Genomic DNA, 12482 nt, shown 5'->3' with positions numbered 1-12482 from the left:
GGGCACTTTAGGGAGCGGGCTTTATCGTCAACATGACCCCAGGATTACAAATCTGTTATCCAGCGCCGCTCAGGACCGGCTTGGCTTACCATGCGCGACACGCCTTGACCCTGAAGTGACTCAAGGGTTGAGAATTGCCGTTTTGCACGCCGCGAGTACCCCATGCGCCTATTGATCATCGAAGACGAAGTCCGTACCGCCGAGTACCTGCAGCAGGGCCTGAGCGAGAACGGCTACATCGTCGACTGCGCCGCCACCGGCATTGACGGCCTGCACCTGGCCCGCCAGCACGCCTACGACCTGGTCATCCTCGACGTCAACCTGCCGCAGCTCGACGGCTGGAGCGTGCTGCAACGCCTGCGGGCGGAGTCCTCGACCCGTATCATGATGCTGACCGCCCACGGCCGGCTCTCGGATCGGGTCAAGGGCCTGGACCTGGGCGCCGACGATTACCTGCTCAAGCCGTTCGAGTTTCCCGAACTGCTGGCACGCATTCGCAGCCTGTTGCGGCGCAGCGAGCAGAACCTGGCGCCGGCCACGCTCAGGGTCGCCGACCTTGAGCTGGACCCCAGCCGCCACCGCGCCTACCGGCGCAACCAGCGTATCGACCTGACGGCCAAGGAGTTCGCCCTGCTGCACCTGCTGATGCGCCAGAGCGGCGAGGTGCTATCGCGCACGCAGATCATCTCGCTGGTGTGGGACATGAACTTCGATTGCGACACCAACGTGGTGGAGGTGTCGATCCGGCGCCTGCGGGCCAAGATCGACGACCCCTTCGAGGACAAGCTGATCCACACCCTGCGCGGCGTGGGCTATGTGCTGGAAGCGCGCGAATGAAACCGGCACGACTGTCGTTGCGCCTGGGCCTGAGCGTCAGCCTGATGGGCGCGGCGCTGGTGCTGCTGCTGGCGAGCCTGGCGGTACTGGCGCTGGACCACGAACTGGACAACCGCGCCCGCAAGGTGCTGGCACGCAAGATGGAGCAGATCGAGCACAGCCTGGGGGTGGACCTGAAGGCCAGCGACCTGGGCTCGCGCGCCCACCCCCTGCTCGACCTGGTGATGGGCCACGACGATCTGAGCCTGAACATCATCGCCCAGACCGGACGCCACCCGGCCCTGTTGAGCCTGGGGCCTGCAGTGGAGGCCGAGCCGCTGCGGCGTATCGCGGCCGGGACAGCGCTGGGCTACAGCGAATGGCAGGACAGCGCCGAGGCCCGCCTGATGACCGCCGCGCGCCTGATGACCCTGCGTGACGGCACCCCGGTGCGGGTACTGCTGACGCTCAACCGGGCCGACGACCTCGGCCTGCTGCAGGCCTACCTGCGTTCGACGTTGCTGGCGTTGCCACTGCTGTTGCTGCTGATCGGCATTGCCGCCTGGAAGCTGGTGCAGCGTGGTCTGCTGCCGCTGCGCAGGTTTCGGCGGATTGCCGCCCAGGTGTCGGCGCAGGAGCTGAGCCACCGCCTGCCCGAGGACAAGCTGCCCCAGGAACTGAGTGCCCTGGCGCGCGGCATCAACGTGATGCTCGACCGGCTGGATGGCGGCGTGCAGCGTCTGTCGCAGTTTTCCGATGACCTGGCGCACGAACTGCGCACGCCGATCAGCAACCTGATGGGCAGGGCCCAGGTGACCTTGTCACGGGTGCGCTCGGCGCAGGATTACCGGGTGGCGCTGGAGGACAGCATCGAGGAGCTGACGCGCCTGAACCGGATCATCACCGACATGCTGTTCCTGGCCCAGGTGGACGCGCCGCGTCAGCAACTGGCGTTGAAGCCGGTGGCGCTGGCCGACGAGGCGCAACGGGTGGTGGAGCTGTTCGCGCTGAGCGCCGAATGCAAGGCGATCACCCTGAAAGTCAGCGGCTGGGGCACGGTGCAGGGCGACCGGCTGATGCTGCAGCGGGCGCTGTCGAACCTGTTGAGCAATGCAATTCGCCACAGCCCCGAGGGCCGCCTGGTGGAAATCGGCATCGAGCAGAGCGCACGGGGCGTGCAATGCTGGGTGCGCAACGAGGGGCCGGGGATCGAGGCGGTGCACTGGCCGCACCTGTTCGAGCGGTTCTACCGGGTGGGCTGCGGGCGCTCGCGGGTGGAGGGCGGCACGGGGCTGGGGCTGGCCATCGTGCAGTCGATCATGCAGGTGCATGGTGGGCAGGTGGAGGTGACCAGCGCGGCGCAGGGGCCTACGCGGTTCAGTCTGATATTTGGCTAGGCGGCTTCGCCGGCGAGGCCGGCTCCTACAGGAATCGCAGCGCCTGTAGGAGCCGGCCTTGCCGGCGAAGGTCACGACGCATTCAGCGGTTGCTGGCTGCCAGAATCAGCTGTTTCATCTCGCTGACCGCACCCTTGAAGCCCACGAACAACGCATGGGCCACCAGTGCATGGCCGATGTTCAGTTCGTTGATGCCCTTGATCGCCGCCACCGGCTCGACGTTGTGGTAGTGCAGGCCATGCCCGGCATTCACGATCAGCCCCTGAGCCAGGCCGAAGGCCACGCCATCGGCCACGCGCTGGAGTTCTTCGGCCACATCGGCGGGGGTCTGCGCATCGGCGTAACGCCCGGTGTGCAGTTCGATCGCCGGCGCGCCAACACGGCGCGAGGCCTCGATCTGGCGCTCGTCGGCATCGATGAACAACGACACCTCCGACCCCAGGCGCGACAGGCGCTCCACCGCCGCCTTGATCCGCGCCTCCTGTCCCGCCACGTCCAGGCCACCTTCGGTGGTCAGTTCCTGGCGTGTCTCGGGCACCAGGCAGATGTGCGCCGGGCGAATGCGCTCGGCAAACTGCATCATCTCTTCGGTGACGCCCATCTCGAAGTTCATGCGCGTCTGCAGCACCTCGCTCAGTACCAGCACGTCACGGTCCTGGATATGCCGACGGTCTTCGCGCAAATGCACGGTGATGCCGTCGGCACCCGCCTCTTCGGCGTCCAGCGCGGCCTTGACCGGGTCCGGATATCGCGTGCCACGGGCCTGGCGCAGGGTCGCCACGTGGTCGATGTTCACGCCAAGGAGGATGCGGTTGCTGGTGGTCACGAAGAGACTCTCCTGAAAATTGAGCCTCACAGCATACGTCGTGATCAAGGCTTGCGAAACAGTTCCCGGCTGACCAGCGGACGCCCGCCCAGGTGCACCGCCAGCGCCTGGCGCATCAGGCGCTTGGCCGCGCCCAGCGCGCCCGGCATCGACCACTCGGCCTCGGCCATGGCCAGCAGGTGCGCGCCACTGAACAAGCCTGGCTGCACCAGGTACACCCGCTCCAGGCCCGCGTCCACCTGCAGGCGGTACAGGCCATCGGCCACCAGCGGATCGCCATTGATGTCGTGCTCAAGCGCAAAGCCATACCCCAGCTCGTCCAGCAGGCGCCATTCGAAGGCACGCAGCAACGGCTCCAGCGGGCGCCCCGCGCCCAGTGCCTGCAAGGTGGCAGCGTACTGCTCGAACATCACCGGGTGCGGGTCTTCGGCCTGAAGCAGGCGAATCAGCAGCTCATTGAGGTACAGCCCGCTGAACAGCGCGTCGCCGTTGAGCCAGACCGCAACGCCTGCGCTGTCCATGCGACCGACATTCTTGAGCTCGCCGCGCCCATGGAACTGCACCTCCAGCGGCACGAACGGACGCGCCAGGCTGCCGGCCTTGCCGCGTGCACGACGCAGCACGGCGCGCAGGCGCCCCTGGGGGGTAAGGAAGTCGACCAGCGCACTGGTTTCACGGTACGCCCGGCTGTGCAGCACGAAGGCCGGTTGGCCGTCTGGCATGTCCATGATTCAGCGCTTCACGAAGAGGTGGGCCCGACACCGGCCGGTGTCGGGCCAGGGCATTCAGAGGTCGCCGTAGCCCAGCGAACGCAGGGCGCGCTCGTCGTCGGACCAGCCACCCTTGACCTTGACCCACAGGTTCAGCATGACCTTGGCGTCGAACAGCAGCTCCATGTCCTTGCGCGCCTCGGTGCCGATGCGCTTGATGCGCTCGCCCTTGTCGCCAATGATGATCTTCTTCTGGCCGTCACGCTCGACCAGGATCAGTGCATGGATATGCAGCACGTTGCCCTGCTGCTTGAATTCCTCGATCTCGACGGTGATCTGGTACGGCAGCTCGGCGCCGAGCTGGCGCATGATCTTCTCGCGTACCAGTTCGGCAGCCAGGAAGCGGCTGCTGCGGTCGGTGATCTGGTCTTCGGGGAAGAAGTGCTCGTTTTCCGGCAGGTGCTTGGCAATCAGTGCTTCGAGGGCATCGAGGTTGTGCCCGTGCTGCGCCGAGACCGGCACGATCTCGGCGTTGGGCAGTTGCTCCTGCAGCCATTGCAGGTGCGGCATCAGCTCGGCCTTGTCCTCGATGCGGTCGGTCTTGTTGATGGCCAGGATCACCGGGCCCTGCACGTACTGCACGCGCTCGAGCACCAGTTGGTCCTCGTCGGTCCACTTGGTGCGATCGACCACGAAGATCACCACGTCGACGTCTTTCAACGCCGCCGAGGCGGTACGGTTCATGTAGCGGTTGAGCGCCTTCTCGTTGCCCTTGTGCATGCCGGGGGTATCGACGTACACCGCCTGCACATCACCTTCGGTCTTGATACCGAGCATGTTGTGGCGGGTGGTCTGCGGCTTGCGCGAGGTGATCGCGAGCTTCTGCCCGAGGATGTGGTTGAGCAGCGTCGACTTGCCCACGTTGGGGCGGCCGACGATGGCGACGTAGCCGCAACGGGTAGTGTTCTGTTCAGTCATTGCCATTCTCCACGCCCAGGGCGATCAGTGCTGCGGCGGCCGCGACCTGCTCGGCGATACGCCGGCTCACGCCCTGCCCTCGGCTTTTTTCAGTCAACAGGGTCACTTCGCATTCGACGAAAAACGTCCGGCAATGGGGTTCACCCTGGATATCCACCACTTCGTAGCGGGGCAGTTCGCAGGCCCGCGACTGCAGAAACTCCTGCAGGCGGGTTTTCGGGTCCTTGTTGGTGTCGACCAGGGTCAGGCTCTCGAACTCACCGGCCAGCCATGCCAGCACGCGATCGCGAGCGGTGTGCATGTCCGAGTCCAGGTAGATCGCACCGATCAGCGCCTCGAGGGCATCGGCCAGGATCGACTCGCGCCGGAACCCGCCGCTTTTCAGCTCGCCCGAGCCCAGGCGCAGGTACTCGCCCAGGTCGAAACCGCGGGCCAGCACGGCCAGGGTTTCACCCTTGACCAGCCGGGCGCGCAGGCGCGACAGCTGGCCTTCGCGGGCCTGGGGGAAGCGCTCGAACAGGGCCTCGCCGGCGACGAAGTTGAGGATCGCATCACCAAGGAACTCCAGCCGTTCGTTGTTGCGGCCGGCAAAGCTGCGATGCGTGAGGGCCAGCAGCATCAGCTCCTGGTTCTTGAAGGTGTAGCCGAGCTGGCGCTCGAGGCGGCTCAAGGAAACGCTCACAGTGTACCCACGCGCTGTTCGTGGTCGATTTTCAGCAGCGGCGCCAGGGCGCCGGGCTCACACAGTTCTGTCCGGCTCGAAGCCGACGGGGTTAACGCGTTGTTCAAATGCAAATCCTGAAAGACGGTTTTGTTCATGCCTGACGTCCGGCCGGGGCGCGTCTTGTGGACGCCCTTGTACAGCCTATGCCAGAAAAGCATTCGGCGCTGTCGAAGGACAGCGCCGTTAGGGTGTTACTTGATCAGGCCAACCCGCGAAAGGCTCGGGAAGTGGCTGAGCTTGGGCTCTGGCCAGCTCATCCAGATGGCGAAGGCCTTGCCGACGATGTTCTTGTCGGGAACCATGCCCAGCAGCTCCTTGGGAATGTTGGGGTCATCCCAGTAGCGACTGTCGTTGGAGTTGTCGCGGTTGTCGCCCATCATGAAATAGTGCCCGGCAGGCACCACCCACTGCTGGTCCGGCGGCATGCGATAGCGGCTCATCTCCTTGCGGATCAGGTGCTCGGCCTCGCCCAGCTTCTCCTTGTACAGTTCGGCGCTGCCCAGGGTGCCCGGCTCGCTGCCGACCAGTTGCTCGGCAATCGGCTGGCCGTTGACGAACAGACGCTTGTCGCTGGTGTAGCGCACCTGGTCGCCCGGCAGGCCGACCACACGCTTGATGTAGTTGACGTTCGGGTCGCTCGGGTAGCGGAACACCATCACATCGCCACGCTGCGGGTCACCGACCTCGATGACCTTCTTGTCGATCACCGGCAGGCGGATGCCGTAGGAGAACTTGTTCACCAGGATGAAGTCGCCCACTTCCAGGGTCGGCTTCATCGACCCCGAAGGGATCTGGAACGGCTCGACCAGAAACGAGCGCAGCACCAGCACGATGAACAGCACCGGGAAGAACGATTTGCCGTACTCGACCAGCAACGGCTCCTTGTTCAACTGCTCGACCACCGCCATCTCGGGCTGGCTGACGCTGCCCTGATAGGTGTTGATCGCCGTGCGCCGGCGCGGGGCCAGGAACAGCAGATCGATCAGGGCCAGCAGTCCACACACGGCAACGGCGATGACTAGCAACAGCGGGAAATTTAGTGACATAGGACCTAGCTATCCAACCTGAGCACGGCGAGGAAGGCTTCCTGTGGAATTTCCACGTTGCCCACCTGTTTCATGCGTTTCTTACCGGCTTTCTGCTTTTCCAACAGCTTGCGCTTACGGCTAACGTCGCCACCGTAGCATTTGGCCAGTACGTTCTTTCTGAGCGCCTTGACAGTGGTACGCGCCACAATCTGCCCGCCAATGGCGGCCTGGATTGCCACATCGAACATCTGCCGCGGGATCAGTTCCTTCATCTTCTCGGTCAACGCGCGGCCTTTGTAGTGCGCATTGTCACGGTGCACGATCAATGCCAAGGCATCGACCTTGTCGCCGTTGATCAGTACATCGAGCTTGACCAGGTTGGCCGACTGATACCGGTCGAAATGGTAGTCCAGCGAAGCATAGCCGCGGCTGGTGGATTTGAGGCGGTCGAAGAAGTCCAGTACCACTTCGTTCATCGGCAGGTCGTAGCGCACCTGCACCTGGGAACCGAGGAACTGCATGTCGCGCTGTACGCCACGCTTCTCGATGCACAGGGTGATGACGTTGCCCAGGTGCTCCTGCGGCACGAGGATGGTGGCGGCCACGATCGGCTCGCGGAAGTCTTCCACCGACGACACGTCTGGCAGCTTGGACGGGTTGTCGACGTAGATGGTTTCACCGGTCTTGAGCTTGACCTCGAAGATCACGCTCGGCGCGGTGGTGATCAGGTCCAGGTCGTACTCGCGCTCCAGGCGCTCCTGGATGATCTCCATGTGCAGCATGCCGAGGAAGCCGCAACGGAAGCCGAAGCCCAGTGCGTCGGAGCTCTCAGGCAGGTACTGCAGCGACGAGTCGTTCAGGGTCAGCTTTTGCAGCGCGTCACGAAAATCTTCGAAATCTTCGGAACTGACCGGGAACAGGCCGGCATATACCTGGGGCTGGATACGTTTGAAGCCTGGCAGCACTTCCACGTCGGGCGTGGAGCTGAGGGTCAGGGTGTCACCGACCGGTGCACCGTGAATGTCCTTGATGCTGGCGATGATGAAGCCCACTTCGCCGGCCTTGAGGTCGGCGGTGGCGGTGTGCTTGGGGTTGAACACGCCCACGCTGTCGACCAGGTGCACCTTGCCGGTGGACTTGACCAGAATCTTGTCGCCCTTCTTGACTCGGCCATGGCGCACGCGCACCAGGGACACGACGCCCAGGTAGTTGTCGAACCAGGAGTCGATGATCAGCGCCTGCAGCGGTGCATCGATGTCGCCGGTAGGGGCCGGAATGGTCTGCACCAGGCGCTCGAGCACCTCGTCCACGCCCATGCCGCTCTTGGCACTGCAGGCCACGGCGTCGGTGGCGTCGATGCCGATGATCTTCTCGATCTCGTCCTTGACGCGGTCCGGATCGGCCTGGGGCAGGTCCATCTTGTTCAGTACCGGCATGACCTCCAGGCCCTGCTCGATGGCGGTGTAGCAGTTGGCGACCGACTGGGCCTCCACGCCCTGGCCGGCATCGACCACCAGCAGCGCGCCTTCGCAGGCGGCCAGCGAACGGCTGACTTCATAGGTGAAGTCGACGTGGCCGGGGGTGTCGATGAAGTTCAGCTGGTAGGTGATGCCGTCGTTCGCCTTGTAATACAGGGTAACGCTATGGGCTTTGATGGTGATCCCGCGCTCGCGCTCGAGGTCCATGGAGTCAAGTACCTGCGCTTCCATCTCGCGCGCGGTGAGGCCACCGCACATCTGGATGAAACGGTCGGCCAGGGTCGACTTGCCATGGTCAATGTGGGCGATGATGGAGAAATTGCGGATATGACTCAAATCACTCACGGGTCAACACTCAAAAAGGCTGCGGGGCGAACGCCCGCCGAAAAATAGCCGGGAATTGTACCTTATGAAGGGGCCAGCCGCCACGCCCGCCCCTCCAGTTTCATGGTGCCTGATATTTCTGTCAGTAGATGGCCGCTCGCGCAGACCCGAATATAGGGCACCAGACGGAGAAATGGCCATGGCACATGTTCAACCAGCAGTCCCCGGAAGCCCCGATACGAGCTTTGGTGACAACGGCGAGCGCTCCCTACCGCAAATTGCGGACACCGATCGGTTCATCACTGATGTGGCAATACACGATGACACAATCACCGTGTGTGGCCTGACCGGGGACCACGAGCAGTCCCGCTATACCTTGCTTCGCTTCGATGATAAAGGTGATCCGGACCCGACGTTCGGCAACAAAGGGATAGTGTTCGGAACATTCGACCCGGTGGCCGAATCGGGCGCGGAAGCCATCGTCGTCGATGCCAGCGCGAAGATATGGATGCTGGGATGGATGAACAGCGCCGGCAAGCCCTACAGGCTGGTGGTGGCACGTTTCGACGCGCGGGGCGCGTTGGACACCAGCTATGCCTCCCCCCACGGTTACCTTGCCCTGGATCAGGACAGCAGCCTTCACCTGAAGCTGCATTCCACCTCACTCCAGCTGCAGGCCGGACACCTGCTCGCCAGTGTTACGCTGGAGTCGGACTGGCTGGCTACCCATGCTTGCGTCTATCGACTGGATCTTGCCGGCAATGCCGGTTTCCCGAGCGGTCAGCTCATCGAGATCACGCACCCCTACGGGACGGTGCAGATCGCCAATGTCATTGCGCAGGAAAGTACATTTCTCGTTGCCGGGACCTTGCGCAACAGGCCTGAGACCCGAGGCTTCATCGCACGCTTCAGAAACGACGGCACACCCGACCCGTCCTTTGGCGACCGATACGGTTTCAAGCTGTATGAATCCCCGCTGTCACGCTGGCTGCACTGGTTGCCGCGCTGGCTCCGCTGGCTTGCTCCGCGTCGAAACGCCAACATCCGCTTCAACACGCTGATTCAACGCCCCGATGGCCACCTGATCGTCGCGGGGAACCTGCCCGGCGAGCGCCCCGAAGACACCAACGCCATGACTTGGCAATTCGATGCCGAAGGTGTGAGGGACGCGACCTATAACCACGGCAACCCGACGGTGCTGACCTTCAACACGCACACCGAAGACGAATGGGAAGCCGCAGCGCTGCACCAGGACGGCAAGCTGGTGGTGTTTGGCCTGGGCGGTCAGCGCATCTACCGTGCCCGCTATACAGTCCATGGCCGACTGGATACTGCCTTTGGCAACCAAGGTATCGCCTTCCAGGACTACCCCAAGGACAGAAAGATGATCGCCGTCGCAATGACGCCCGCCGCCACACTGATTGGCTTGAACAGCCAGCACGCATGGGGTTTCTCCGGTCTTCTGGCACGCTTTCGCAATTGACTGCGCGCCCATGAAAAAGCCCGACGCATCGGCGTCGGGCTTTTTCTTACCGCGACCTTCTCGGTCAGGCCTTACTCGGCCAGCTTGAAGGTGATGAAACTGGCACGGCCCTGACGCAGCACGCGCATCGACACCGAACGGTTCTTCGGCAGTTCCTTGGCGATTTCGGTGAAGTTCTTCGCCGAAAGGATGGCCTGGTTGTTCAAGTGGCTGATGACGTCACCGGGACGCAGGCCGATCATCGCGGCCGGACCATCCTGCACTTCCTTGATGACCACGCCGCCCTTGAGCTCCAGAGTCTTTTTCTGCTCTGCGGTCAGGTCGGCTACCGATACGCCCAGGCGGTTGCTGCTGCGCTCGACGCCGCCATTGGCACCGGTGGTCACGTCCTGATCTTCATCGGGCAGTGCACCGATGGTCACGTCCAGGTTCTGGCGCTTGCCGTTGCGGATGATTTCCAGCTTGGCCTTGGCGCCATCTTTCAGGCCACCGACCAGGTGCGGCAGGTCAGCCGACATGACGATCGGCTGACCGTTCATGCTCAGGATCACGTCGCCCACCTGCAGGCCGCCCTTGGCTGCCGGACCATCTTCCAGCACCTGGGCCACCAGCGCGCCGGCCGGTTTGTCCAGGCCGAAGGATTCGGCCAGGTCCTTGTTGACCTCCTGGATCACCACGCCCAGCCAGCCACGGCTGACCTTGCCGTCCTTTTTCAGCTGGTTGGAAACATCCAGTGCAACATCGATCGGGATAGCGAACGACAGGCCCATGAAGCCGCCCGAGCGGGTGAAGATCTGCGAGTTGATGCCGACCACTTCGCCATTCATGTTGAACAGCGGGCCACCGGAGTTACCCGGGTTGATCGCAACGTCGGTCTGGATGAACGGCACGTAGGTGTCGTTGGGCAGGGTGCGGCCCTTGGCGCTGACGATACCCTTGGTCACCGAGTGATCGAAGCCGAACGGCGAACCGATGGCCAATACCCACTCGCCCACCTTGAGTTTCTCGGAGTCGCCCAGCTTGACCGTGGGCAGGTTCTTGCCATCGACCTTCAGCAATGCCACGTCGGTACGCGGGTCGGTGCCGACCAGCTTGGCCTGCAGTTCACTGCGGTCGGACAGGCGCACGATGATTTCATCGGCATCGGCCACCACGTGGTTGTTGGTGAGGATGTAGCCGTCGGCTGAAATGATGAAGCCCGAACCCAGCGACTGGGCCTCGCGCTGACGATCGCCACGGGGTGAGCGCGGGGCTTGTGGCATGTTGCGCTCGAAGAACTCTCGGAACATCGGCGGCAGGCCTTCGAGGTCAGGCATCTGACCCGCGGCATACTTGCGATCAGGCAGCTTCTGCTTGGTACTGATGTTGACCACCGCCGGCGAGGCCTGCTCGACCAGGGTGGTGAAATCAGGCAGGGCTTCGGCCTGGGCGTTGAGCACCTGCCCGAGCATGAGCACGGCGGCGAACAGCGACAGATAGGATTTCAAGCGAGGTATTGACATACGGCTCCCGTCACAACGAGCGTGGTTAAGCAGTAGGGACCAGCCAACGCACAAAGCCCGGCAACATCCTCGAAAGGCTGCGACCAGGCTCGGTGGATCGGCATTGTTGATGCTGCAACAGCAGTAAAGGCCAGCCCCCGAAAGAACTGACCTATAGATAAATCTGGAGAATTTTGCAAATTCGAAGGCTTACGAATCATGTCAACGCCTTGGCGGCCCATCGATCATCAACGCATTACCTGTGGCTCGTCATTGGCTGGCGTGGGCGTCTTGGGCACGCATCGACAAAGCGACCCGCTCGGCCGTACCGATGGGGATCTCCCCTACCACGGTGACCACCACATCCCCCTTGGGCGTGGTCAGCCGGCGCGAAACCGCGACCGTCGGGCCAAGCTGGGTACGGGCGTCGATGCCCGAATTGCCTGCAACCGGCTCCAGGAACACCGAGAAGCGTGCCAGGCCATCATCGTACATCAGGCTGCTGACGGTGCTCTTGTGCTCCGGATCCTTGCGTACCGCGCTGTTGACCAGCTCGAAGCCGGGTGGCAACCAGTCGGAACGCCATCCCGATGCGGCCTCGGCAACCTGCTGAGTGGCCTGGGCCACCGCCTTGCAGTTGCTGCTGGGCTGCAGTTGGGCATCGTCCGGCGCCTTGTCGGTCTCCAACCGGGTGAACTGGAAGCGCTCCAGCAGTTGCTCCTTGTCGTTGAGCAGCAACGACTTGAGGGGCAAACCCGACTGTCGATCCAGGTGCAGCTCGAAGGCATAACGATGCTGATCGCGCGGCCTGAGGGTGATGATCTCGACATCGCGACCGGCCACCCGGGAGCGCCCTGCCACACTCAGGTCGTACCAGTTCATCAGCTTCAAGGGGTCCAGTACACGGGGCGAAGACTGCGCCGCATTGCCCACTCCGCGGGCCAGGGCGCCGCTCACGCACTGGGTACGTCCATCTACCCGCACAACCTCAAGGGCTGGGCCATCGAGTTGCAACAAGCGTTCACGAACCTTGCCCTCCTGCACCCGATGCCAGATGTCATGGGTGGAAAAGCTGCCGTTACGCTCGTAGACGAAAGTACCCTGATAACTCTGCTGCTGCTCGGCCTTGGCCAGACGGTTGAGCCAGTCTGCGGCATCAGTGGAGGAGTTGGCGGCCAGGGCCGGCACCGACAGACATCCTCCGAGCAAGAGCGGTAGTAGAGTTGGCGCGCGCATG

General features: G+C 63.3%; 12 protein-coding genes. 3 read left to right on the top strand and 9 right to left on the bottom strand.

Going from position 1 to position 12482, the window contains the following annotated elements:
• Window positions 1–162: 162 nt before the first annotated feature.
• Together JZZ72_RS07150 and JZZ72_RS07145 are read left to right on the top strand one after the other, a co-directional pair.
• Window positions 163–837, top strand: a complete 675-nt coding sequence (locus JZZ72_RS07150) for a heavy metal response regulator transcription factor (RefSeq protein ID WP_043862020.1) — start codon at window positions 163–165, stop codon at window positions 835–837.
• Window positions 834–2213: a heavy metal sensor histidine kinase gene (locus JZZ72_RS07145; RefSeq protein WP_043862021.1), complete on the top strand. Its 1380-nt coding sequence runs from the start codon at window positions 834–836 to the stop codon at window positions 2211–2213. Before JZZ72_RS07150 ends, JZZ72_RS07145 begins: the two co-directional genes overlap by 4 nt.
• Window positions 2214–2295: 82 nt before the next feature.
• On the opposite strand, the gene pdxJ is transcribed toward JZZ72_RS07145, so the two are convergent.
• The 7 genes from pdxJ to lepA form a co-directional block, all read right to left on the bottom strand.
• Window positions 2296–3039, bottom strand: coding sequence for a pyridoxine 5'-phosphate synthase (gene pdxJ / locus JZZ72_RS07140; protein ID WP_210014226.1), 744 nt, complete (start codon window positions 3037–3039; stop codon window positions 2296–2298).
• Between the two features lie 44 nt (window positions 3040–3083).
• Entirely contained in the window at window positions 3084–3767 is a 684-nt protein-coding gene (recO, locus tag JZZ72_RS07135; protein WP_043862023.1) for a DNA repair protein RecO, read from the bottom strand.
• A 57-nt stretch (window positions 3768–3824) separates the two neighbouring features.
• Entirely contained in the window at window positions 3825–4727 is a 903-nt protein-coding gene (gene era, locus JZZ72_RS07130) for a GTPase Era (RefSeq protein WP_043862024.1), read from the bottom strand.
• The gene (gene rnc, locus JZZ72_RS07125; protein ID WP_043862025.1) at window positions 4720–5409 is read right to left on the bottom strand and encodes a ribonuclease III; all 690 of its coding nucleotides are present in this window, start codon (window positions 5407–5409) and stop codon (window positions 4720–4722) included. Before rnc ends, era begins: the two co-directional genes overlap by 8 nt.
• Complete coding sequence (locus JZZ72_RS07120) at window positions 5406–5546, bottom strand: hypothetical protein (RefSeq protein ID WP_156326207.1); 141 nt, start codon at window positions 5544–5546, stop codon at window positions 5406–5408. Before JZZ72_RS07120 ends, rnc begins: the two co-directional genes overlap by 4 nt.
• Window positions 5547–5642: 96 nt before the next feature.
• Window positions 5643–6497: a signal peptidase I gene (gene lepB, locus JZZ72_RS07115; RefSeq protein WP_043862027.1), complete on the bottom strand. Its 855-nt coding sequence runs from the start codon at window positions 6495–6497 to the stop codon at window positions 5643–5645.
• A 5-nt stretch (window positions 6498–6502) separates the two neighbouring features.
• A complete protein-coding gene (gene lepA / locus JZZ72_RS07110) occupies window positions 6503–8302 on the bottom strand; it encodes a translation elongation factor 4 (RefSeq protein WP_043862028.1) in 1800 nt (599 codons plus the stop codon).
• 178 nt (window positions 8303–8480) lie between these two features.
• Between lepA and JZZ72_RS07105 the strand changes: the two genes are divergently transcribed.
• The gene (locus JZZ72_RS07105; RefSeq protein WP_210014225.1) at window positions 8481–9764 is read left to right on the top strand and encodes an NHL repeat-containing protein; all 1284 of its coding nucleotides are present in this window, start codon (window positions 8481–8483) and stop codon (window positions 9762–9764) included.
• A 71-nt stretch (window positions 9765–9835) separates the two neighbouring features.
• Here the strand turns inward: JZZ72_RS07105 and JZZ72_RS07100 are convergent, their stop codons facing one another.
• Window positions 9836–11215 (bottom strand): DegQ family serine endoprotease, encoded by a 1380-nt coding sequence (locus JZZ72_RS07100; RefSeq protein ID WP_370409179.1) that lies wholly within the window; start codon window positions 11213–11215, stop codon window positions 9836–9838.
• Between the two features lie 300 nt (window positions 11216–11515).
• On the bottom strand, window positions 11516–12481 hold the full coding sequence (locus JZZ72_RS07095; RefSeq protein ID WP_210014224.1) for a MucB/RseB C-terminal domain-containing protein: 966 nt from the start codon (window positions 12479–12481) through the stop codon (window positions 11516–11518).
• Between the last annotated feature and the right edge of the window lies 1 nt (window position 12482).

It is taken from the genome of Pseudomonas palmensis (genome assembly GCF_017848315.1).
In the GTDB taxonomy this organism is placed as follows: domain Bacteria; phylum Pseudomonadota; class Gammaproteobacteria; order Pseudomonadales; family Pseudomonadaceae; genus Aquipseudomonas; species Aquipseudomonas palmensis.
This window is presented reverse-complemented; position numbering and strand designations above follow the sequence as displayed.